At 73.2% G+C, this 21,310-nt stretch carries 22 protein-coding genes; 4 read left to right on the top strand and 18 right to left on the bottom strand.

The genetic code is table 11. The annotated features are described in order from the left end of the window. Position 1 precedes the first annotated feature (1 nt). The 6 genes from FXF68_RS25035 to FXF68_RS25010 form a co-directional block, all read right to left on the bottom strand. Positions 2-547 carry a NuoB/complex I 20 kDa subunit family protein gene (locus tag FXF68_RS25035; protein WP_148347591.1) on the bottom strand — a complete coding sequence of 182 codons (546 nt, stop codon included), beginning with the start codon at positions 545-547 and terminating at the stop codon, positions 2-4. A 1-nt stretch (position 548) separates the two neighbouring features. Beyond that, complete coding sequence (locus FXF68_RS25030) at positions 549-908, bottom strand: NADH-quinone oxidoreductase subunit A (protein WP_148763225.1); 360 nt, start codon at positions 906-908, stop codon at positions 549-551. Between the two features lie 218 nt (positions 909-1,126). Next, positions 1,127-2,383: a geranylgeranyl reductase family protein gene (locus FXF68_RS25025; protein ID WP_148763223.1), complete on the bottom strand. Its 1,257-nt coding sequence runs from the start codon at positions 2,381-2,383 to the stop codon at positions 1,127-1,129. 134 nt (positions 2,384-2,517) lie between these two features. Then, a complete protein-coding gene (locus tag FXF68_RS25020; protein WP_148763221.1) occupies positions 2,518-3,219 on the bottom strand; it encodes a demethylmenaquinone methyltransferase in 702 nt (233 codons plus the stop codon). 53 nt (positions 3,220-3,272) lie between these two features. Further along, positions 3,273-3,536 (bottom strand): DUF4229 domain-containing protein, encoded by a 264-nt coding sequence (locus FXF68_RS25015; RefSeq protein ID WP_148763219.1) that lies wholly within the window; start codon positions 3,534-3,536, stop codon positions 3,273-3,275. A gap of 12 nt (positions 3,537-3,548) precedes the next feature. Continuing rightward, on the bottom strand, positions 3,549-4,562 hold the full coding sequence (locus FXF68_RS25010) for a threonine ammonia-lyase (RefSeq protein ID WP_148763217.1): 1,014 nt from the start codon (positions 4,560-4,562) through the stop codon (positions 3,549-3,551). Between the two features lie 318 nt (positions 4,563-4,880). On the opposite strand from FXF68_RS25010, the gene FXF68_RS25005 reads away from it, so the two are divergent. After that, a complete protein-coding gene (locus tag FXF68_RS25005; protein ID WP_021593176.1) occupies positions 4,881-5,084 on the top strand; it encodes a BldC family transcriptional regulator in 204 nt (67 codons plus the stop codon). 195 nt (positions 5,085-5,279) lie between these two features. On the opposite strand, the gene FXF68_RS25000 is transcribed toward FXF68_RS25005, so the two are convergent. The 8 genes from FXF68_RS25000 to FXF68_RS24965 all read right to left on the bottom strand — a co-directional run bounded on the left by FXF68_RS25000 (position 5,280) and on the right by FXF68_RS24965 (position 12,780). Then, positions 5,280-5,600 carry a hypothetical protein gene (locus FXF68_RS25000; protein WP_148763215.1) on the bottom strand — a complete coding sequence of 107 codons (321 nt, stop codon included), beginning with the start codon at positions 5,598-5,600 and terminating at the stop codon, positions 5,280-5,282. 59 nt (positions 5,601-5,659) lie between these two features. Beyond that, positions 5,660-6,661: a hypothetical protein gene (locus tag FXF68_RS24995; RefSeq protein ID WP_148763213.1), complete on the bottom strand. Its 1,002-nt coding sequence runs from the start codon at positions 6,659-6,661 to the stop codon at positions 5,660-5,662. Positions 6,662-6,845: 184 nt separating this feature from the next. Beyond that, a complete protein-coding gene (gene ccsB / locus FXF68_RS24990; protein WP_148763211.1) occupies positions 6,846-7,898 on the bottom strand; it encodes a c-type cytochrome biogenesis protein CcsB in 1,053 nt (350 codons plus the stop codon). 4 nt (positions 7,899-7,902) lie between these two features. Then, positions 7,903-9,711, bottom strand: coding sequence for a cytochrome c biogenesis protein ResB (resB, locus tag FXF68_RS24985; protein WP_148763209.1), 1,809 nt, complete (start codon positions 9,709-9,711; stop codon positions 7,903-7,905). Between the two features lies 1 nt (position 9,712). Next, a complete protein-coding gene (locus FXF68_RS24980; protein WP_148763207.1) occupies positions 9,713-10,456 on the bottom strand; it encodes a cytochrome c biogenesis CcdA family protein in 744 nt (247 codons plus the stop codon). Positions 10,457-10,499: 43 nt separating this feature from the next. Next, positions 10,500-11,087 carry a TlpA family protein disulfide reductase gene (locus FXF68_RS24975; RefSeq protein ID WP_148763205.1) on the bottom strand — a complete coding sequence of 196 codons (588 nt, stop codon included), beginning with the start codon at positions 11,085-11,087 and terminating at the stop codon, positions 10,500-10,502. 97 nt (positions 11,088-11,184) lie between these two features. Continuing rightward, complete coding sequence (locus FXF68_RS24970; protein ID WP_148763203.1) at positions 11,185-11,823, bottom strand: histidine phosphatase family protein; 639 nt, start codon at positions 11,821-11,823, stop codon at positions 11,185-11,187. A 6-nt stretch (positions 11,824-11,829) separates the two neighbouring features. Next, complete coding sequence (locus tag FXF68_RS24965) at positions 11,830-12,780, bottom strand: LysR family transcriptional regulator (protein WP_148763201.1); 951 nt, start codon at positions 12,778-12,780, stop codon at positions 11,830-11,832. A 73-nt stretch (positions 12,781-12,853) separates the two neighbouring features. Here FXF68_RS24965 and FXF68_RS24960 point away from each other — a divergent pair, with 73 nt between their 5' ends. Both FXF68_RS24960 and FXF68_RS24955 read left to right on the top strand, forming a co-directional pair. After that, positions 12,854-13,777, top strand: coding sequence for an EamA family transporter (locus FXF68_RS24960; RefSeq protein WP_148763199.1), 924 nt, complete (start codon positions 12,854-12,856; stop codon positions 13,775-13,777). Positions 13,778-13,782: 5 nt separating this feature from the next. Then, a complete protein-coding gene (locus FXF68_RS24955; protein ID WP_148763197.1) occupies positions 13,783-14,652 on the top strand; it encodes a dihydrodipicolinate synthase family protein in 870 nt (289 codons plus the stop codon). Here FXF68_RS24955 and hemL read toward each other — a convergent pair. Further along, positions 14,649-15,944 carry a glutamate-1-semialdehyde 2,1-aminomutase gene (hemL, locus tag FXF68_RS24950; protein WP_148763196.1) on the bottom strand — a complete coding sequence of 432 codons (1,296 nt, stop codon included), beginning with the start codon at positions 15,942-15,944 and terminating at the stop codon, positions 14,649-14,651. The genes FXF68_RS24955 and hemL overlap by 4 nt on opposite strands. 263 nt (positions 15,945-16,207) lie before the next feature. Here hemL and FXF68_RS24945 point away from each other — a divergent pair, with 263 nt between their 5' ends. Next, the gene (locus FXF68_RS24945; protein ID WP_148763194.1) at positions 16,208-17,905 is read left to right on the top strand and encodes a serine/threonine-protein kinase; all 1,698 of its coding nucleotides are present in this window, start codon (positions 16,208-16,210) and stop codon (positions 17,903-17,905) included. An 11-nt stretch (positions 17,906-17,916) separates the two neighbouring features. Here the strand turns inward: FXF68_RS24945 and FXF68_RS24940 are convergent, their stop codons facing one another. From FXF68_RS24940 to FXF68_RS24930, 3 genes are all read right to left on the bottom strand, one after another. Continuing rightward, positions 17,917-18,567 (bottom strand): bifunctional DNA primase/polymerase, encoded by a 651-nt coding sequence (locus tag FXF68_RS24940; protein WP_148763192.1) that lies wholly within the window; start codon positions 18,565-18,567, stop codon positions 17,917-17,919. A 113-nt stretch (positions 18,568-18,680) separates the two neighbouring features. After that, the gene (gene hemB / locus FXF68_RS24935) at positions 18,681-19,664 is read right to left on the bottom strand and encodes a porphobilinogen synthase (RefSeq protein ID WP_148763190.1); all 984 of its coding nucleotides are present in this window, start codon (positions 19,662-19,664) and stop codon (positions 18,681-18,683) included. A gap of 41 nt (positions 19,665-19,705) precedes the next feature. After that, complete coding sequence (locus tag FXF68_RS24930) at positions 19,706-21,238, bottom strand: bifunctional uroporphyrinogen-III C-methyltransferase/uroporphyrinogen-III synthase (RefSeq protein WP_281292234.1); 1,533 nt, start codon at positions 21,236-21,238, stop codon at positions 19,706-19,708. Positions 21,239-21,310: the final 72 nt, after the last annotated feature.

Raw genomic sequence — 21,310 nt, 5'->3', positions numbered from 1 at the left:
CTCACGCCCCCTGTCCGAGCAGCGGCAACTGGCGGCGCTTGGCCACTTCCAGTTCCTCGATCTGCTTCGCGCGCTGCGGGCCCAGCTTGGTGTTCTGGATCTTGTCGTGCAGCTTCAGGATCGCGTCCAGCAGCATCTCGGGCCGCGGCGGGCAGCCGGGGAGGTAGATGTCCACCGGGACGATGTGGTCGACGCCCTGCACGATCGCGTAGTTGTTGAACATGCCGCCGGACGACGCGCACACGCCCATCGCGATGACCCACTTCGGCTCGGTCATCTGGTCGTAGATCTGCCGCAGCACCGGCGCCATCTTCTGGCTCACCCGGCCCGCGACGATCATCAGGTCGGCCTGCCGCGGCGTCGCCGAGGCGCGCTCCATCCCCCACCGGGAGAAGTCGTGCCGGGGGTCGCCCGTCGCCATCATCTCGATCGCGCAGCACGCCAGGCCGAACGTCGCCGGCCACACCGAGCTCTTGCGCGCCCACCCCGCGACCTGCTCGACCGTGGTCAGCAGGAATCCGCTGGGGAGTTTCTCTTCCAGTCCCATATCAGTCCCACTCCAGACCGCCGCGCCGCCAGATGTAGGCGTACGCCACGAGCACGGTGACGATGAAGAGGACCATCTCGACAAGGCCGAAGAGCCCCATCCGGTCGAACGCGACCGCCCAGGGGTAAAGGAAGATGATCTCAATGTCGAAGACGATGAAGAGCATCGCCGTCAGGTAGTACTTGATCGGGAAGCGCCCGCCGCCCACCGGCTGCGGAGTCGGCTCGATGCCGCACTCGTAGGCGTCCAACCGCGCGCGGTTCCACCGCTTCGGCCCGGTGAGCGACGCCATCGCCACCGAGAAGGCGGCGAAGCCGAAGGCGAGCACCCCCAGCGCGATGACCGGAATATAGAGATCCATCTCTCTACGGCCTCTCCTCGCGACGTACGGCGTTGTACGGGACGGACTCTTGTGGGGGGCCGACCCCCCACGCCCCCCGGAAGGACTCGGGTCCTCCGCGAGCCGCCGCCACCCTAGCCAAGGTGATCAAAATGCGCTCCCCTCAGGGGGTCGGGTAATGCACTGTAGTCCGCTCACCTGCGGTTTCGCGCCCGCCATGCGCTCGTTGCGATGCTCGTTCATGCCGCCGGAGCCACCTTCTGCATCGCGTTGATGACCCGGTCCATCGCGTCGCCGCCCTTGGGGTCGGTGAGGTTCGCGAGCAGCTTGAGCGTGAAACGCATCAGCGTGGGGTGGGGCAGCCCGTGCGCGGTGAGGAACTTCATGACGCGCGGGTCGCCGATCGCCTGGACGAACACCCGGGCCAGCGTGAAGTAGCCGCCGTGCTCGTCCTTCAGGATGCGCGGGTACTCGTAGAGCGTCCGCTCCCGCTGGGCGGGGGTGCGGCGGCCGAGGGCCTGCACCATGATGTCGGCGGCGAGCCGCCCGGACTCCAGCGCGTAGTCGATGCCCTCCCCGTTGAACGGGTTGATCATGCCGCCCGCGTCGCCGACGAGCAGCATGCCGCGCGTGTAGTGCGGCTGCCGGTTGAAGCCCATCGGCAGCGCCGCGCCGCGGATCTTGGAGGTGGCGTGGTCCTCGTCGAACCGCCAGTCGGCGGGCATCTGCGCGCACCAGCGCTTGAGCATGCCCCGGTAGTCGACGTTCTGGAACGCCTTGCTCGTGTTGAGCAGGCCGAGGCCGACGTTGGACGTCCCGTCGCCGACGCCGAACACCCAGCCGTAGCCGGGCAGGAGGCGCTCGCCGTCCCAGAGTTCGAGCCACGCCTCCATGAAGTCGTCGTCGTGGCGCGGGGTCTCGAAGTAGCGGCGGACCGCGACGCCCATCGGACGGTCCTCGCGCCGCCGCAGCCCCATCGCGAGCGACAGCCGGGACGAGTTGCCGTCGGCCGCGACGACCAGCGGCGCGCGGAACTCCAGTTCCTCGCCCTCGTACTCGGCGGTGACGCCGACGATGCGGTCGGTGCGCTCGTCCAGGATGGGGCCGGTGACCGTGCAGCCCTGGAGCAGCCGCGCGCCCGCCTTGGCCGCGTGCTCGGCGAGGAGCTGGTCGAAGTCGGTGCGCTTGCGGACGAGCCCGAAGTCGGGGAACGACGCGAGCTCCGGCCACGGCAGCTCGACCTTGACGCCGCCGCCGTAGATGCGGAGGCCGCGGTTGCGGCCCCAGCCCGGGTCGTTGACGTCGACACCCATGCCGATGAGGGCCCGGACGGCCCGCGGGGTGAGCCCGTCGCCGCAGATCTTGTCGCGCGGGAACGTGGCCTTCTCCAGCAGGAACACGTCAAGGCCGGCCTGCGCCAGCCAGTAGGCGGTCGACGATCCGGCGGGGCCTGCCCCGACGACGATCACGTCCGCGTGTCGGGTGGAGTCGGTCACGGCGTTCCTCTTTGCGCTCGTTCGCTTGTGAAGTACTTCACAAGGATCCGGTGGGGAGTCTATTCCTTTATCACGACTGGTGCGTACTTCTGGGCGGGTCCACGAATGGATCGGTCCGGAAACCGGCCTCCGCGCTAGCCCGGGTTGACCGCGTGGTGCAGTGCGGCCACCCCGAAGGTGAGGTCGCGCCATCGGACCTGCTCCCACCCCGCGTCCTGGACGAGCCGCGCGAGCGCCGCCTGGTCGGGCCACGCGAGCGTCGAGTCGGCGAGGTAGTGGTAGGAGTCGGGGTTGGAGCTGACCCGCGCCAGCAGCGGCAGCCCGTACCGCAGGTGCGCCCTGTGCCCGAACGCGAGCAGCCGGTTCGGCGGGTGGCTCACCTCGCAGATCAGCAGCCGCCCGCCCGGTTTCGCGACGCGCCGCAGCTCGCGGAGCGCGCGGCCGGTGTCGGCGACGTTGCGCAGGCCGAACGAGATCGTCACCGCGTCGAACGAGCCGTCCGCGAACGGGAGGCGCAGCGCGTCGCCGGCGACGAAGCTCAACCGCTTCACGCCCGCTTGGCGGCGCGTCCCGACGCGGAGCATGCCGAGCGAGAAGTCGCAGGCGACGGTCTCGGCCCCGGCGTCCGCGAACGGGACCGAGGAGGTACCCGTCCCGGCCGCGAGGTCGAGGACGCGCTCGCCCGGCCGCGCCGCCAGGGACCGCACGACCTCGCGCCGCCAGCGCCGGTCGCGGCCGCCGGTCATCAGCGTGTTGAGCAGGTCGTAGCGCTCGGCGGTGCCGTCGAACATCGCCGCGACGTCGGCGGGCTTCTTCTCCAGGGAGGCGCGGCTCATGCCACCAGCCTAGAAGCCCCGGACGACCGCCCGGAGCCCGGGTGCGCGCGTGCTCAGCGCCGGTCGGCGCCGGGGCGGACGCCGTCCTCCTTGGTGACCGCCTTCTCGACCCGCTCCCGCCCGCCGCGGACGCCCCGGGCGACCACGGCCGACATCCGGTCGCGCTGCGCGGACAGCAGGACGTAGCTGACGACGCCGCTGATCAGCAGCGCCAGCAGCAGGAGCAGGAACCCGCGGGCCCCGAACAGCGCCAGCACGCCCGCGGTCGCGATGAAGATCACGAGCCGCGCGGTGGTGTAGAGGAGTACGGAACGCATGACGCCTTGAGCTTATCCCCGTGTTTCCGCCGCCTCCGTCTGGGGTCCGCGCAGGACGTCCTGGAACAGGGCCGGGTCGACATTGCCGCCCGACAGGACCGAGACGTGGACGCGGCCCTCGGGGAGCTCCTCGCGGTGGTAGAGGTAGGCGGCGGTCGCGACGGCGCCGCCCGGCTCGGCGATCAGCCGGGCCTCGCGGGCGAGGCGGCGCATCGCCCCGCGGATCTCGTGCTCGGCGACGGTGACGACGCCGTCCACGTGGGCGCGCATGTGCGCGAACGGCAGGTCGCCGACCTGCTGGACGCGGAGCGCGTCGGCGATGGTGCGGCCGGTGTCCTCCGCCGCCCAGGCGACCGGGCGTCCCGCCGCCATCGAGTCGCGGGCGTCGGCGGCGAACTCCGGCTCGACGCCGATCACGTGCGCCTCCGGGCGCAGCGCCTTCACCGCGGCGGCGATCCCGGCGATCAGCCCGCCGCCGCTGATCGGGACGAGCACCACGTCCACGTCCGGGCGGTCCTGGACGATCTCCAGCCCCGCCGTCCCCTGCCCGGCGATGATCCGCGGGTCGTCGTAGGGCGGGATCATCGTGAAGCCGTGCGCCTCGGCCAGCTTCGCGGCGGTCTCGGACCTCGCCCGCGACGTCGGCTCCACGTGGACGACCTCCGCGCCGAGCGCGATGCAGGCGTCCACCTTCACGCCGGGCGTGGTGTGCGGCATGACGAGGACGGCCCGGATCCCGAGCGCGCGGGCCGCGTAGGCGACGGCCTGCGCGTGGTTGCCGCTGGAGTGGGTGACGACGCCGCGCTCGCGCTCGGCCGCGGGCAGCGACGAGATCGCCGAGTAGGCACCGCGCAGTTTGAAGGCGCCGATCGGCTGGAGCGACTCGGGCTTCACCAGCAGGACCGGCTCCCCGGCCGCGGCGGGGGCCGGGTCGCGGGGGAACGGGACGAGCGGCGTCCGGACGGCGACGCCGGCGATCCGCTCGGCGGCCCGCTCGATCTCCGGGAGCGTGACAAGATCGGACATGGCTCGGAGACTACTTCGCGCGCGCCGCGCCACGCCGTCCGGGAAAGGCGTTCCGGAAGGCGTCCCCGCCACGGCGGCGGCGCGCCGGACGGGACGGCGGGCGGGGGCGCGCACGCCGGTTCTGAGCGTGACCTGGCAGGTCAAACGGGGTCAACGGGGTCGCTGTGGCCGATGACGCGGGCACCGAGTGTCATCGCCGCTGCTCGGCGAACTACGGTCCGTGATCTTTTCCGAAAACAAGGGAGAAATCGGTCTTGACCCGCCACACTGTTAAACAGTCCACCCGCGCCGAGAGCGGGACAAAGGGGGAGAGAAAACGTGGAGAGCACGAGCGAGCGCCTGCTGACCCCAGGAGAGGTCGCCGCCCTCTTCCGGGTCGACCCGAAGACGGTCACCCGGTGGGCCGCCGCGGGCCGGATCAGCAGCATCCGCACTCCCGGGGGGCACCGCCGCTTCCGGGAGTCCGAGGTGCACGCGCTGCTGCGCGGCGAGGAGCCCGTCGCCGAGCATTCGGCCCGCTGACCCGGCACCGGCCGATCTGACCCTGGCCGCCGCCAGGCCGGAACGGCCGACCGCACACCCCGCTTGTCGGCCCTGCCGCCCGGACCGCCCCTTCACGGCCGGTCCCCACGCCCGGGCGGCCAGGGTCTCCTCCACCCCGCACCTCCCGTTCCGTCCGGCTTGCGATTGCAACGCTCCAACGGCCGCCCGCACCCCCTAGGGCCGCTCGTCGGCGTCGCTCGCCTTCCACTCCTCGAACTGGCGGAGGAGGTCGGCGTCCCCCTCCCGCCACCGGCGGCGCCGGTCCTCGAACTCCTCCTCGGTGAGCGAGTCGCGCAACAGGCGGTCGTAGTCGGGGTCGTCCGGGCCGATCTCGACGTAGGCGTCGGCGATGATCCGCTCCTCGCGCCGCGTCGTCCCGGGCTCGGCCGCCGCGCCGCCGCCGGGCGCGCCACCGGACGGGCCCGCCTCGTCGGCGTCGGACAGGACGCTGTGCGGCACCCGCAGCGTGCCGTCGGGGAGTCGGATCACGTACATCGTCGATCATCCTCGCGGTTTCGGCGTTGCGCGGCCTGACATCACGGTGTCCAAAGGTCCTAGATCCCGTATCTGCGGTTGAAGAAGAGCATGACCTCTAGGGCCATCCGGATGTTGCCGTGGAGCATATCGACGAGCGCGGGCCGCTGCCGGGAGGAGATCGCGGCGAACGCGTCCGCGAAGAACTCGCGGCGGCCGAGCGCGTTCGGCTGGCGGTGGAAGTCGCTCGCGAGATACGGCAGGCACTCCTCGTAGAGCCGGGTGAAGGCGGGGCTGTCGGACGTCCACTCGCCGTCGTCGCCGTCGATGTCGTCCAGCGCGTGCCCGACCTCGTGGAGCATCACGTCCGGGGTCGGGGACGGCCGGTCGCCGACCACGATCTTCCGGTCGCCGTACGCGCCCGCGCAGATGTCCCAGGTGGCGCGGCCGGACGGCAGCGGGCGGTCGCGCAGGTGGCCCATGTCGTCAAGCTGCGGGACGCCGCCCGGGCCCACGTAGATGCCGTCCAGCCCGGCGGCGAGCTTCTCCTTCAGCCGGTCCGGCAGCGACGCCAGGCTGTCGACGGCGCCGATCACCTCGGGCGGCGGCGGGCCCTGCCGGTCGTCCCACTGCCGGTACAGCACGCCTTCGAGGACGCCGCAGTTGCGCCGCCCGTCCGCGGCGTGCGGCATGCCCGGCGGGTGCGGCTCGACGCGCAGCCGGTCGTCGTCCAGCTCGAAGTCGCTCCAGGCGTAGTCGCCGGACCGGGGGCGGACCTGGCGGCGGCCGAACCGGCCGGTGGGACCGGGCGCGGCGTCCAACCGCCCGGCGGCCGGGCCGTCCGCGCCGGTGGAGAACTCGTCGTCGCGCCCCGCCTTGCGGAACCGTCCGAACCTGTCGCGCGGCTGGTTGCTGCGCGGCCGCACCTGCCCCGAGTCGGGCGGGGACGGCGAGTACGCCGCGTCCTCGCGGACCTCCGGGCGGATCTGCTCGCGGACCTCGGCCCCGCGGACCCGCCCGCCGCGCGACGACTCCTGGCCCCACAGCTCCCGGGGCTTTCGATGGACGCCTTTGAAGCGCATCAGGCTCCTCTGTCGACGGGACCCGCGGGGAGCGGGCGGCGCTCGCCGCCCGACCGGATCCCACCCGAGGAAGGGTAAGCCGGAAGCCGACATTCCGTCATCCCCAGGAGTCACGGATTCCCCGGCCGGGACGGACCGTTACCCCCTGATCAGGCACCCGGGCGGCGGCGGAGCGGGCGCCGGGTCAGGCGTAGGAGTGCAGCCCCGAGAACATGTAGTTCACGCCGAAGAAGTTGAAGAGCAGCGCGGCGAACGCGATCAGCGACAGGATCGCGGCCTTGCGGCCACGCCACCCGGCGGTCGCGCGGGCATGCAGGTAGGCGGCGTAGATGATCCAGGTGACGAAGGACCAGACCTCCTTCGGGTCCCAGCCCCAGTAGCGGCCCCACGCCTGGTCGGCCCAGATCGCGCCCATGATGATCGCGGCCGTCCAGATCGGGAACGCGAACATGGTGACCCGCATCGACAGCCGGTCGAGCGTCTCGGCGGACGGGACGCGGGCGAGGAACCCGGCCGCGGCGGCCCCGCGCGCCTCGCCGCGGATCTTCAGCAGGTAGAGGATCGTGGCGGCGCCCGCGACGGAGAACGACCCGGTCGCGATGATCGCGGCGGTCACGTGGATGGCGATCCAGTACGAGTTCAGCGCCGGGCTGACCGGGCCGACCGAGTCGTACAGCCAGATGTTCGCGACGCCGAGCGCGACGACGGCGGCGGCCATCATCGGCGCGCCGAGGAACCGCGCCCGGTAGCGGAACATCACCACGAGGAACGCGGTGACCGCGGCGAACGAGATCGCGGTGAGGAACTCGTACATGTTGCCCCACGGCCACCGGTGCGCGGCGGCCCCGCGGGTCACGAGGACGCCGAGGTGCGCGCCCCAGCCGAGCACGCTCAGCAGCACGGCGAGCCGGATGGCGTCGACCTGCCGGCGCTCCTCGCCGCCGCCGTCGCCGCCCTTCTCGGCGGCGGGCGCGGCGGCGGGTGCGGCGTCGGGTGCGGCGTCAGGCGCGGCGGCGCCCGCCGAGCCGACGAGCACCTTCGCCTCCGCTCTGGCCTCCGCCTTCGCCTCCACCTTGGCCTCGGCGGTCTTCTCGGCCTTCGCCTCCACGGCGGACGAGGCGGCGCCCCGGCGCCCGAAGCCGAGGTCCACGGCGTAGGCGACCAGGGCGACGACGTACATCAGCACCGTGGTCAGCATGAGCTTGTCGCTCAGGTTCGCGAGGTCGGCGTTGCTCACCGGCTCACTCCTTCGGTTCGGTCGCCGGGCCGGAGTCCCGGTCGGCGTCGGGCTCGCTCGCGCCGGACGCGGCGCCCGGCTCCGTCTCGCCGGGCTCGTCGGTTTCGACGCCCGGTTCCGCTTCGCCGGTCTCGCCGGTCTCGCTGGCTTCGCCGGTCTCGCTGGTCTCGCTGGCTTCGCCGGTCTCGCCGGTCTCGCCGGGCTGGTCGGAGTCGGGGGACGGGCCGCGGAGGGCGGTCACGATGTCGTCGAACTCCGAGGTCGGGCTGCCCAGCGTGAGTCCGCCGACCTCGACCACCGTACGCCCGCCCTTCCCGGCGCTCGCACGGACCCACACCCTGCGCCGCCGGACCATGAACGACGTCGCCACGCCGAGCACCGCGAGGACGGCGGCGATCAGCGCGGGGATGCGTCCGGGGTCGTGGTTCACCGACAGCGTCGCGTACTCGCGCAGGCCGTCGAACGTCACGGATCCGGCGCCGCCGGGCAGGGTGAACGTCTCCCCCGGCTCCAGCAGTTTCTGCCCGCCCTTGACCGGCTGGAGCGTCTTGCCGATGCCCTCCAGCCGGTAGACCGACTGCGGCGTCCCCGAGTCGAGGCCGATGTCGCCCTTGAAGGCCGTGATCGTGACGACCGGGCGGAGCGGCGCGGGGAACGCCGAGACGATCTGCTTCTGATCCTCGCTGGCCATGGCGGTGGGCCAGAGGATGGCGTAGAAGGCGAGCTGGTCGGGCTCGGCGTCCGGGGCCTTGATGACGCCCTCGGACGTCAGGTTCCGCGGCTCCATCGCGAGGAACGGGACGGAGTCCTGGAAGGCGACGTTGCCCTTGGCGTCCTTGACGGTGAACACCGGCGCGTACCCGTGCCCCAGCAGATAGACCTTCGCCCCGCCCACCTTCAGCGGGTGGTTGATCTGGAGGTCGTACGCCCGGTCCTCGCCGTCCGGCGACTTCCGGTAGTGGATCTTGGCGTTGAACTCGGTGGCCTGGCCGCGCTTCTCGCCGTCCGGCTCGTACTCGGCCTTGAAGTCGTCCAGCGTGACGGTGAACGGGGCCAGCTCGCCGTCGCTGAACGCGCGTCCGGGGGTGAACTGGTCGTACTGGCTCAGCGAGTTCGCGAACGTCTTGCCCTCGGTCAGCAGCACGTTGCCCCGGTAGCCGAACAGGTTGCCGAGGCCGAGCGCGAACAGCAGCGCGAGCAGCGCCAGGTGGAAGAGCAGGTTGCCGGTCTCGCCGAGGTAGCCCTTCTCGGCGGACGCGGCGCCGCCGGACACGTCCACCCGGAACCGGCGTCCGCGCAGCGCCTCGCGGGCGCCGGCGAGGACGTCCTCCGGGGCCGCGTCCGTCTCGAACGTCGCGGACTGCGGCAGCCGCCCGAGGTTGCGCGGCGCGGCGGGCGGCCGGGCCCGCATCGACCGGTAGTGCTTCCCGGCGCGCGGGACGACGCACCCGGCGAGCGAGACGAACAGCAGGATGTAGATCGCCGCGAACCAGGGGGCGGCGAACACGTCGAACATGGAGAGCTTGTCGAGCCACGGCCCGAGCGTCTTGTGCTCGTCCAGGTAGCGGACGACCTTCTCCGGCGCCTGGCCGCGCTGCGGCAGGACCGATCCGGGCACCGCGCCGAGCGCCACCAGGAACAGCAGGATCAGCGCGGTCCGCATCGTGGTGAGCTGCCGCCAGCCCCAGCGCAGCCAGCCGAGCGGGCCGAGGCCGAGCGGCCGCCCGCCCGCCTCGCCCGGCGCGCGGCGCGCCTCCGGGGCCTCGGTGCCCGCTTCCCGGACGTCGGTGTCGGCGTGCCTGGTCTCTGTCATCTCAAATCACCGGTTCGAAGCCGCTGATCCACGACCTCAGCTCGATGGTCAGGTCTCCCCACAGGCCGCTGACCAGCAGCACCCCGATGAGGACGAGCATGCCCCCGCCGGTCCGCATGACCAGCGGGTAGTGGCGCTTCACCGCGTCGAACGCGCCGAGCGCCCAGCGGTAGGCGAGCGCGGCGGCGACGAACGGCAGGCCGAGGCCGAGGCAGTAGGCCAGCGACAGCAGCGCCCCGCGCTCGGCGCTCGCCTCGGTGACGGCGAGGCTCTGCACGGCGCCGAGCGTCGGGCCGATGCAGGGCGTCCAGCCGAGCCCGAACAGGACGCCGAGCAGCGGCGCGCCCGCGAGCCCGGCGGCCGGGAGGCGGCCGGACTTCACCGTCCGCTGGAGGCCGGGGATGAGGCCCATGAACGCCAGCCCGAAGACGATGGTGACGCCGCCGAGAACGCGGGTGATCGTGTCCTGGTATTCGAGGAGCCACCGGCCGAGCCCGCCGAAGATCACGCCGTAGCTGACGAACACGACGCTGAACCCGGCGACGAACAGCAGCACCCCGGCGAGGAGCCGGCCGCGCCGCTGCTCGGCGAGTTCGGCGCCGGTCATGCCCGTCACGTACGACAGGTAGCCGGGGACGAGCGGCAGCACGCACGGCGACGCGAACGAGACGAGCCCGGCGAGCGCCGCCAGCGGCGCCGCCGCGACCAGCGACCCGCTGACGACCGTCTCGCTGACCGTGCTCACGTCGGCGTGGCGCTCACTGCTCGGCCGCTCGTTTCCCGGCCGCTCATTTCTCCGCCACGGCCTTGGCCACCAGCGGATTGAGCTTGGAGTACGTCGTCGAGCCGATGATCCGGGCGGCGACCCGGCCCTGCCGGTCGAGGACGAGCGTGCTCGGGATCGCGTTCGGCGGCACCGCCCGGAAGGCCAGCGTGACCTGCCCGTCGGCGTCGAACAGGCTCGGGTAGGTGACCTTGAGCTTCCGCTCGAACGCCTGCGCGTTGGCCTTGGAGTCCTTGAAGTTGACGCCGAGGAACTCGACGCCCTTCGCCTTGTTCTCGGTGTAGACCTGCTCAAGGGAGGGCGCCTCGCCGCGGCACGGCGCGCACCAGGACGCCCAGAAGTTCACGACGACGACCTTGCCCTTGAGGTCGGCGAGCTTGACGGGCTTGCCGTCGAGGGCGTCGCCGCCGACGTCCTGGACGGTCTTGCGGCCCGCCGCCTCGTACTCCGTCACGTTCCCGTCGCCGGACACGAAGCGGGTGTCGCTGCCCTGCCCGTCGCCCGAGGCGCTCGTCCCGGCGCACCCGGCCAGCAGCCCGCAGAGCGCGGCGGCGGCCACGGCGGCGCGGGCCGGGGAGACTCGGGGGCTCAACGGACCCTCCTCGGTCGGGAACACGGTCGGGAACACGGTCGGAAGCAGCGTCGGAAATGTGTTACTACAGGGCGTAGTAGATAACTTAGCGGTGGGGTCAGGCGCCCGCGACACCGGGGGCCTTCGCGATGCCCGCCGCGGGCTCGCAGTAGGCGACCTCGACCAGCCGGCTGCCGGTGAACGTCAGGCTCGTCAGGCTGGCCAGGCCGCATTCGCGCCGCTTCGGGTGGTGCCAGAGGCGGCGGTGCTCGGCGTGCAGCCGCAGGATCCAGATCGGGAGCTGGTGGCTGACGCACACGGCCTCGTGCCCGCGCGCCGCCTCCCGCGCCCTGATCACGGCGGCCCGCATCCGGGCGGCGAGCTCCTTGTACGGCTCGCCCCAGGACGGGCGGAACGGGTTGACCAGGTACCGCCAGTGCTCCGGGCGCCGCAGCGACCCCGAGCCCGCGCCGAACGTGTGGCCCTCGAAGTGGTTGTCGGCCTCGATGAGCCGGTCGTCCACCGTCACGGGCAGGTCGAAGGCGTCGGCGAGCGGCGCGGCCGTCTCCAGCGCCCGCTGCATCGGGGAGGCGAACACGGCGGTGACGTCCCGGTCGGCGAACCACTTGGCGGCGGCCTTCGCCATGAGGACGCCGTCCTCGCTGAGGCGGTAGCCGGGCAGCCGCCCGTACAGGACGCCTTCGGGATTGTGCACCTCACCGTGCCGCAGCAGGTGGACGGTCGTTGTCTCAGTCATCGCCGGTCAGGTTACCCGCGCGGCCTCGCGCCTCCGTCCATCGGGGACGCCGTCCGGAACGCCGCCGGGGACGGCGGCGCGCAGCGCCGTGAGGGTCGCGCGGATGGCCGGGCGGCGGGCCGCCTCCTCCCGCCACACCGCGTACACGCGGCGCGAGAGCGGCGCCGACAGCGGGACGATCGCCACCCCCGGCGGCACGTCGCACCGTCCGAGCCGGGGCAGGATCGCGTTGCCGAGCCCGGCGGCGACGAGCGAGAGCTGGGTGGCGAACTCGTAGGCCATGTGGTCGATGTTGGGCTCGCTGTCGACGGCGCGGAGCGTCCGGATGAGCCAGTCGCAGCAGATGCTGTCGGACGACGAGCTGATCCACGGGTCGCCGGCCAGCTCCTTGAGGTGGATGGTGCCGCGCCCGGCGAGCGGATGGGTGGACGGCAGCGCCACGTCGGCGACGTCGTCGCAGATGATGCCCTTGTGCAGGCCCTCGGGCATGGGGAGCGGCTCGTTGTTCCAGTCCTGGACGACGGCCATGTCGTAGTCGCCGCGCGAGACGAGCGGCATGCTGCGCATCGGGTCCTCCTCGCGGAGCAGGACGCGCAGCTCGGGATGGGCGGCGCGCAGGGCGCGCAGCGCGGCGGGCATCAGCCCGCGGATCGCGGTCGGGAACGCCGCGACGGCGAGCTGCCCGACGACCGAGCCGCGGTGCGCCTCCAGGTCGGCCTGGGCCTGCTCGACGAGCGACAGGATCCGCTCGGCGTGCGCGACGAGCAGCTCGGCGGCGTCGGTGAGCCGGACGCCGCGCCCGTTGCGTTCGAGCAGCTTCTGCCCGGTCTCCCGCTCCAGCTTCGCGAGCTGCTGGGACACGGCGGACGTGGTCACGTGCAGGACGTCGGCGGCGGCGCTCACCGAGCCGTAGGTCGCGACGGAGTGCAGGGCGCGCAGGCGCTCCAGATCCAGCATGTAGCAATACTAAAACGAGGTGTCAAGAAGGTCTCGCTTGTCCTAAAACGACCTGCGGCGTGACGATCGGGAGATGAATTCGCGCCACATCCTGCTGGCCACCCTGGTCGCCGCGTGCTGGGGGTTCAACTTCGTCCCCATCCACTGGGCGCTGGAGGACCTGCCGCCGCTGCTGATGGCCGCGCTGCGGTTCGTCCTCGCGGCGGTCCCGGCGGTGTTCCTCGTGCGGCGGCCGCCGGTCCCGGCGCGCTGGCTGGCGCTGGTCGGGCTGCCGCTCGGGGTCGGGCAGTTCGGCCTGCTGTTCATCGGCATGCGGATGGGGATGCCCGCCGGGCTCGCCTCGGTCGTCCTCCAGGTGCAGGCGGTGTTCACGGCGCTCTTCGCGGGGCTGCTGCTGCGCGAGCGGCTGTCCGCCCGGCAGGTCGCGGGGATGGCGGTCGCGTTCGGCGGCGTCGCGCTGCTCGGCGTGGCGCAGGCGGAGGGCGGCAGCCCGGTCGGCGCGTTCGTGGTCTGCCTGGTCGGCGCGGCGAGCTGGGGCCTCGCCAACGTCGCCATGCGCCGCATGAATCAATACGCCACCGGGCCGGTCGACGCGCTCGGGTTCATGGTGTGGATGTCGCTGGTGCCGCCGCTTCCGCTGCTCGCGCTGTCGCTGATCTTCGAGGGGCCGGGGGCCGTCCCGGACGCGGTGCACGACTTGACGCTCACCGGGGCGGCGTCGATGGCGTTCATCGCGTACGTGTCCACCCTCTTCGGCTTCGGCGTGTGGGGATGGCTGATGCGCCGCTACGAGGCCAGCACGGTCGCGATGTACTCGCTGCTCGTCCCGCCCTTCGGGCTGCTGTCGGCGGCCCTGATCCTGGACGAGCGCGTCACCCCGGCCCGGCTCGCCGGGGCCGGGCTGATCATCGCCGGGGTCGCCGCCGGGAGCGTCCGTCCGCGGTCCAGGCCACGGGTCCCAGCGCCCGAACCACTCCCTGTGGAGACAACGAGGTGATCACCATGCGCGGAATCCACGCTTCGCTCGTCACGCCGTTCACCGGTTCCGGCGAGGTGGACGCGAAGTCGCTCGAACGGCTCGCCGTCCACTGCCTGGAGAACGGCGCGGACGGGCTCGTCGCCCTCGGCACGACCGGCGAGGCGGCCCTGCTCGACGACGCCGAGCGGCGGACCGTCCTGGAGGTCTGCCGCGCCGTGTCCATCCAGCACGGCACCCCGCTGATCGTCGGCGCCGGGACGATGGGCACCGCCGACACGATCCGCGAGGCGAGGGAGCGGGCCCCGCTGGCGGACGCGCTGCTCGTCGTCGTCCCCTACTACCTGCGCCCGTCCGACGAGGGCGTCATCGACCACTTCGCGGCCGTGGGCGCGGCGGTGGACGTCCCGCTCCTCCCCTACAACATCCCGTACCGGACGGGGAAGCACCTGTCCGCCGAGACGCTCGTCCGGCTGCTGTCCCTCGACTGCGTCGCCGGGATGAAGCACTGCGCGGGCGCCGTCGACCGCGACACCCTCGCCGTGCTGGCCGCCCGCACGGGCAAGGGAATCCTGTGCGGCGACGACATGTACATCTATCCCATGCTCCAGCTCGGCGCGTCCGGCGGGATCGCGGCGGCGGCCTGCCTCGCGCCCGCCGCCTACGCCGCGCTGGCCGCGGCGGTGCGGGACGGCAACGCCGCCCGCGCCCTCGCCCTGCACAACGCGCTGTTCCCGATGGCGGAGGCGCTGTTCGCCGAGCCGTCCCCGGCGGTGCTCAAGGCGTGCCTCGCGGCGGAGGGGCTGATCGACGACCCCCGCGTCCGCGCCCCGCTCCACGCGCCGCGTCCCGAACCGGTCGCCGCGGCGCTGAGAGCGTTCCGGACGGCCGCCTAGGACGCCGCCCGTGCGGCGGCCCGGGCGGCGTGCGGGAGGGCCTCCAGGACGCGACCGAGCGCCTCGTCGTCGTGCGCGGCCGACAGGAACCACACCTCGTACGCCGACGGCGGCAGGTAGACCCCGTGCTCCAGCGCCGCGTGGAAGAACGCCGCGTACGCCTTGACGTCCTGGCGCTGCGCGGCGACGAAGTCGCCGACCTTCCCGGCCGTGAAGAACACCGAGAAGAGGTTCCCGGCCCGCTGCGTCGAATGCGGGACGCCCTCGCGCTCCAGCGCCTCCGACGCCGCCTTCGCGACGATCCCGGCCGAGCGATCGAGGGCGGCGTACACCTCGTCCGTCGCGTTCCGCAGCGTGGCGAGCCCGGCGGCGGTGGCGAGCGGGTTCCCCGACAGCGTCCCCGCCTGGTACACGGGACCGGACGGGGCGAGCTGGTCCATGACGTCGGCGCGTCCGCCGAACGCGGCGGCGGGCAGCCCGCCGCCCATCACCTTCCCGAACGTCGTCAGGTCGCCCGCGACGCCCTCGACCCCGAACCAGCCGGACCTGGACGCGCGGAACCCGGTGAGCACCTCGTCCATGACCAGCAGCGCCCCGTACCGCTCGCACAGCCGCTTCACCAGCGCGTTGAAGTCGGGCAGCGGCGGCACCACGCCCATGTTGCACGGCACGGCCTCGGTGATGACGCAGGCGATGTCGCGCCCGTGCTCGTCGAACGCCGTCTCCAGGGCCGGGACGTCGTTGTACGGCAGGATCAGCGTGTCAGCGGTCGTCGCGCCGGTCACGCCGGGCGTGTCCGGGAGGCCGAACGTGGCGACGCCCGACCCGGCCGCCGCGAGCAGCGAGTCGACGTGCCCGTGGTAGCAGCCAGCGAACTTCACGATCTTGGTGCGGCCGGTGAAGCCGCGCGCCAGCCGGATCGCCGACATCGTCGCCTCGGTGCCCGAGTTCACCAGCCGGACCCGCTCCGCCGGGGTCCGCGCGACGATCTCCTCGGCCAGCTCGACCTCGCCGGGCGTCGGCGCGCCGTAGGACGTGCCGCGCCCCGCCGCGTCCCGCACCGCGTCCACCACGGCCGGGTGCGCGTGCCCGAGGATCAGCGGGCCCCACGAGCACACCAGGTCGACGTACTCGTTCCCGTCCGCGTCGGTCAGGTAGGGGCCCCGACCGGACGCCATGAACCGGGGCGTCCCGCCCACGGCCCCGAACGCGCGGACCGGCGAGTTCACCCCGCCCGGCACGACCCCGGCGGCCCTGTCGAACAACTCCTGCGAACGCTTGATACCAGTCACCGATTCAGTGAACCATTCCCGTCCGCGACCCCGTGCGCCCCTACCGGGTGAGCGCGCGGGGCCCGGAATGATTCAGTCTCCGTTGCAGTTCGGCGACTTGCCTTGACCTCGCCGGGTACGGGCCGATATTCCACCAAGTACGACATCGGCGCCCTGTCTCACCAAGCGGTCTTCACGGCAAGCGGTCTTCACGGCGCCTCCCCGACTCACCGGCGGCGCCCGGCTCGACTGGCGCGGTCCGCCGGGACAGGCGTATCGGAGGGATGGCTTTCAACGTGGTTGACGGCTGGACGGTCCAGGGCTTCACCCACGAGCGGGAGCTGGGGGCCGGCGTCTCGGGCCGGGTGGTGCTGGCGGTCGACGACCTGACCAGCACGAAGGTCGCCATCAAGTACCTCGACGGCGCGCTGCGCGGCGACGAGGCGTTCCTGGAGCGGTTCCGCGCGGTCGCGCGGAGCCTGTCCCAGCTCGAAGACCCGAACGTGGTCGACCTCTACGACTTCGTGGAGACCGTGGACGGCGCCGCGATCGTGTCGCAGTACGTCGAGGGCGTCAGCCTGCGGCGCGTCCTCGCCGCGCAGGGGCCGACCGGCCCGCTCGCGGCGCTGTCGCTGCTCGGCGGAACGCTCCTCGGCCTCGCGGCGGCGCACGAGCACGACATCGTGCACGGCGCGGTGCGCCCGTCGAACGTCTACGTCGACGCGGAGGGCAACGCGCGGCTCAGCGACTTCGCGACGTCCCCGGCGGGCACCGAGGCGCAGCACGGCCCGCAGTACGCGGCGCCCGAGCTGTGGGACGGCGTCCCCGCGACCGTCGCCACCGACGTCTACGGCGCCACCGCGGTGTTCTACGAGTGCCTCACCGGACGGCCCCCGTTCGCCGGGCGCAACATGGCGCGGCAGCACCGCGAGGCGCCGATCCCGGCCGACGACGCGCCGGGGCCGCTGCGCGACCTGATCCACCACGGCCTCGCGAAGGACCCGGACAGCCGTCCGAAGTCCGCCGCCGACTTCCTCGCCGCCCTGGAGGACGCCGCCGTCTCCGCGTACGGGCCGTCCTGGGAGGCGCAGGGGCGCGGCCGGCTGACCGAGCTGGCGGCGCAGGCGGCGCTGCTGCCGGAGCCGCCGAAGCCGAAGCCGTCCCGGAGCAGCGGGCGGAACCAGACCGTCCCGGCGGGCGGGCGCGGGAAGGGCGGCGGGTCCCGGACGCGCTGGGCGCTCGCCGCGGTCGCCGTCCTCGTCGTCGGCGCGGCGGGCGCGACCGCCGCGACCGTGCTGACGGGCGACGACAAGGAGCCGCCGCCGACGACGCCCGCGCAGAGCAGCACGCCGCAGCCGACCGTCCCGGCCGGGGGCGTCGACCCGCGGCCGCTCGTCGCGGAGATCGACCAGGCCGTCGCGCAGGCCCCGGGCGCCCTGTTCAGCTACCAGCAGTCGGGATGCTGCGGCTTCGCCGCCACCGGCAGGGGGACGCTCGGCGTCGTGCCCGGCGGCGGGTCGTCGTACACGCTGACGCTGTCCGGGTCGGGCCCGGCCCGCAAGGCGGTGCACGGGGTGATCGTCCAGGACCGGCTGTACGTGCGCGTCGGGAAGCGGTGGCGGTCGTCGCCGCTCGGTGGGCGCGGCTACCCGGCGACGGCCGAGCAGATCAGCCGGGGCTCGTCCGTCGCGAACCTGACGACGCTGCTGAAGTCGGCGACGAAGCTCGCCAAGACGGGGCAGATCTACGAGGGCGAGGCGCCGGTCGCGACGCTCACGCGGGAGCCCGGCATGGGGACGATGTACGCGCGGATGGCGCAGGCGACGGGCGCGCAGCAGATCGCGTTCGCCGTGAAGCTGGACGCGGGGAGCCGTCCGATCAAGTTCTGGGTGCGGGCCGGGCCGGAGAACGGCCGCAACGAGGTGCTGCGCGGCTCGTACTCGAACTGGGGCCGCAAGCCCGCCATCCAGGCGCCGCACTAGCCCCCGGGGGGTCAGCCCGCGGCGTCGCAGGAGTCGGCGAGGACTTCGAGGAGGCGCAGCGGGTCGGGCAGCGGCCCCGCGGACGGGGGCCGCAGCCACGTCACCTCGCGCCCGGACGGCAGCACCGACGGCGGCGCCACGACGTAGCTGTCGCGGCAGTGCCACCGCATGCCGGGCGTCTCCGCGACGTCCTCCGGCGAGCAGTCGAGGTGGCAGGACCACCACTCGTCCTCGTCGACGGGCGCGCCCCTGGTCGCGACGAAGAACAGGTGCCGGTCGCCGCCGAACGACGCGACGGGCCCGACCGGCAGGCCGTCGCGGTCGATCCGGTCGAGCGCCGCCGCGCCCGCCGCGGCCGGGACGTCGAACACGTCGAACACCCGCCCGGTCGGCAGGATGATGTTGGCCAGCGGGCGCTCGGACCACCAGCGTCCGATCACGGCGGCGTCGACGCTCGCCTGGTGCGCCCACGCCGCCGACACCGGGTGCGCCGCCGGGTCGGGACAGCCGATCCGGTCGCACGAACAGGCCCGGTCGCCGCCGGCCGGGGGATGCGCGCCCGGAAACGACGGCCAGCCGAACCCGGCGTATTCGCGGGCCGCCGCCGCCATCCGGTCGCGCGCCGCCCGTTGCCGCCTGCTGTTCCCCGAGACCGCCAGCATCTCCGCCCCCAATACCCAAGGTCCGACGTGGGTTCACTGGTCAACGATGATGCCCGGCGGCCCGATTCCGAGACACGGCAACCCCCGGAAACCGCCCAGAAGGACTAGGTGATCTAGGACAGGCGGCGGGACACCTCGGTGGCCCAGTAGGTCAGGACTATGTCGGCCCCGGCCCGGCGGATCGACGTCAGCGACTCCATGATCGTGCGTTCGCGGTCGATCCAGCCGCGCTCGGCGGCGGCCTCGACCATCGCGTACTCGCCGCTCACCTGGTAGGCGGCGACCGGCACGCGCACCTCGTCGCGGACGCGGCGGACGATGTCGAGGTAGGCCCCGGCGGGCTTCACCATGACCATGTCGGCGCCCTCGTCGATGTCGAGGAGGACCTCGCGGAGCGACTCCTCGGCGTTGGCCGGGTCCTGCTGGTGGGTGGACCTGTCGCCGAACTGGGGGGCGCACTCGGCGGCCTCGCGGAACGGGCCGTAGTACGCCGAGGCGTACTTCACCGAGTAGGCGAGGATCGCGACGTCGGTGTGCCCGGCGCCGTCGAGGGCCGTGCGGATCGCGCCGACCTGGCCGTCCATCATCCCGGACGGGCCGACGACCGCCGCGCCCGCCTCCGCCTGCGCGAGCGCGATCGAGGCGTACCGCTCCAGCGTCGCGTCGTTGTCGATCTCCCCGGCCGGGGTGAGGACGCCGCAGTGCCCGTGGTCGGTGTACTCGTCCAGGCACAGGTCCGTCATGAGCACGGTCTCGTCCCCGAGGTCGGACGCCAGGTCGCGGAGCGCGAGCTGGACGATCCCGTCCGGGTCGTCGGCGCCGGAGCCGGCTCCGTCCTTCACCGCGGGGATGCCGAACAGGATGATCCCGCCGACCCCGGCCTCGGCCGCCTCGTGCGCGGCCTTGCGCAGGCTGTCGCGGGTGTGCTGGAACACGCCCGGCATGGACGGCACCGGCTGCGGCTCGCCGACGCCCTCCTTGACGAACATCGGCAGCACCAGGTCGGCCGGGGCGAGCCGCGTCTCGGCGACCATCCGGCGCAGCGCGGGCGCGCGCCGCAGCCGCCGCGGACGGACCACGGGAAACTGAGCAGACATCTTCCTTCTTCCGGAATCCGGGGACGCGCGGAACCCCCGCGCTACCTGCGGCGCCGGGCTCCCCGGCGCATCTGGCTCGGCTTGCGCAGCGGGTCCCCCGCCTCGATCTGAGCCGCCCTCCGCTTCGCACCGTACTCGGCGAGCGCCGCCGCGAGTGCCGATACGGACGGTTTGTCGGCCATGACGTCGACGCGCAGCCCGTACTCCTCGGCCGTCTTCGCGGTCTGCGGGCCGATCACCGCGATGACGGTCACCTTGTGCGGCTTCCCGGCGATCCCGATCAGGTTCTTCACCGTGGACGACGACGTGAACAGCACCGCGTCGAAGCCGCCGCCCTTGATCGCGTTGCGGATCGGCTCCGGCGGCGGCGCGGCGCGCACCGTCCGGTAGGCGGTGACGTCCTCGCACTCCCAGCCGAGCTCGGTCAGCCGGGCGATGAGGACGTCGGTGGCGATGTCGGCGCGCGGCAGCAGGACCCGGTTGATCGGGTCGAGGTCGGCGTCGTAGGGCGGCCACTCGCGGGCGAGGCCCTCGCCCGACTGCTCGCCGGACGGCGTCAGGTCGGGCTGGATGCCGAACTCGACGAGCGCGGCGGCGGTCTGCTCGCCGACGGCGGCGACCTTCAGCCCGGCGAACGCGCGGGCGTCGAGGCCGTAGTCGACGAACTTCTCCCGGACGGCCTTCACCGCGTTCGTGGACGTGAACACGACCCACTCGTACCGCCCGGTGACGAGGCCCTTGACGGCCCGCTCCATCTGCTGCGGGGTGCGCGGCGGCTCGACCGAGATCGTCGGGACCTCGTCCGGGACGGCCCCGTACCCGCGGAGCTGGTCCGACAGCGAGGCGGCCTGCTCCTTGGTGCGCGGCACCAGCACCCGCCAGCCGAACAGCGGCTTCGTCTCGAACCAGGACAGCTCGTCGCGCCGGTTGACCACGTCCCCGACGATGATCAGCGCGGGCGACTCCATGCCCTTGGTGTCGGACGCGAGCTTGTGCAGCGTCGAGACGACCGTCTCCTGCTCGGTGGTCGTGCCGAGGCTCGTCATCGCGGCGGGCGTGGAGTCGGGGCGCCCGGCCGCGACGAGGCCCTTGCAGACCTCCGCGACCGCGCCCTCCGCGCCGATGACCACGAGGGTGGCGTCCGGGGAGGCGAAGCGCTCCCAGTCGACGCCGCCCTGGGACGCGTCCACGACCCGGACCTCGCGGTGCGCGGCGTCGGTCAGCGGGATGCCCGCGTAGCCGGGCACGCCCGTCACCGCCGACACCCCGGGGACGATCTCGAACGGCACCCCGGCCTTCGCCAGCGAGCCGCCCTCGGCGGCGAGCCCGCAGCCGAGCCCGGGATCACCCTGGAGGAGCCGGACGACACGCCGTCCGGCCTTGGCGGCCCGCTCGGCGAGCAGCGCCGGGTCGCCCGCCGCCGAGTCGACGATCTCCACGCCGGGACGGCAGTGGGACAGGATCTCCGGCGGGCAGTGCTCGCGGCTGACGATCACGGTGTCGGCGCGCGCCAGCTCGGCGGCGGCGCGCAGGGTCAGCAGGCCGGGGTCGCCCGGCCCCATGCCGACGAGCACGACGCGGCCCGCCCCGGGCGGCGCGCCGTCGGCGCCCTCCGGGGCGGTCGTCGCCCTGCTCTCCGTGCTCTC

It is taken from the genome of Actinomadura decatromicini (genome assembly GCF_008121305.1).
Lineage (GTDB): Bacteria > Actinomycetota > Actinomycetes > Streptosporangiales > Streptosporangiaceae > Spirillospora > Spirillospora syzygii.
This window is presented reverse-complemented; position numbering and strand designations above follow the sequence as displayed.

Excerpts from the sequence above, each read along its gene's own strand:
- FXF68_RS25035 (WP_148347591.1), bottom strand. The coding sequence starts at position 547 with ATGGGACTGGAAGAGAAACTCCCCAGCGGATTCCTGCTGACCACGGTC.
- FXF68_RS25030 (WP_148763225.1), bottom strand. The coding sequence starts at position 908 with ATGGATCTCTATATTCCGGTCATCGCGCTGGGGGTGCTCGCCTTCGGC.
- FXF68_RS25020 (WP_148763221.1), bottom strand. The coding sequence starts at position 3,219 with ATGAGCCGCGCCTCCCTGGAGAAGAAGCCCGCCGACGTCGCGGCGATG.
- FXF68_RS25015 (WP_148763219.1), bottom strand. The coding sequence starts at position 3,536 with ATGCGTTCCGTACTCCTCTACACCACCGCGCGGCTCGTGATCTTCATC.
- FXF68_RS25010 (WP_148763217.1), bottom strand. The coding sequence starts at position 4,562 with ATGTCCGATCTTGTCACGCTCCCGGAGATCGAGCGGGCCGCCGAGCGG.
- FXF68_RS25000 (WP_148763215.1), bottom strand. The coding sequence starts at position 5,600 with ATGTACGTGATCCGACTCCCCGACGGCACGCTGCGGGTGCCGCACAGC.
- FXF68_RS24995 (WP_148763213.1), bottom strand. The coding sequence starts at position 6,661 with ATGCGCTTCAAAGGCGTCCATCGAAAGCCCCGGGAGCTGTGGGGCCAG.
- resB (WP_148763209.1), bottom strand. The coding sequence starts at position 9,711 with ATGACAGAGACCAGGCACGCCGACACCGACGTCCGGGAAGCGGGCACC.
- FXF68_RS24970 (WP_148763203.1), bottom strand. The coding sequence starts at position 11,823 with ATGACTGAGACAACGACCGTCCACCTGCTGCGGCACGGTGAGGTGCAC.
- FXF68_RS24965 (WP_148763201.1), bottom strand. The coding sequence starts at position 12,780 with ATGCTGGATCTGGAGCGCCTGCGCGCCCTGCACTCCGTCGCGACCTAC.
- FXF68_RS24960 (WP_148763199.1), top strand. The coding sequence starts at position 12,854 with ATGAATTCGCGCCACATCCTGCTGGCCACCCTGGTCGCCGCGTGCTGG.
- FXF68_RS24955 (WP_148763197.1), top strand. The coding sequence starts at position 13,783 with ATGCGCGGAATCCACGCTTCGCTCGTCACGCCGTTCACCGGTTCCGGC.
- FXF68_RS24945 (WP_148763194.1), top strand. The coding sequence starts at position 16,208 with ATGGCTTTCAACGTGGTTGACGGCTGGACGGTCCAGGGCTTCACCCAC.
- FXF68_RS24940 (WP_148763192.1), bottom strand. The coding sequence starts at position 18,567 with ATGCTGGCGGTCTCGGGGAACAGCAGGCGGCAACGGGCGGCGCGCGAC.
- hemB (WP_148763190.1), bottom strand. The coding sequence starts at position 19,664 with ATGTCTGCTCAGTTTCCCGTGGTCCGTCCGCGGCGGCTGCGGCGCGCG.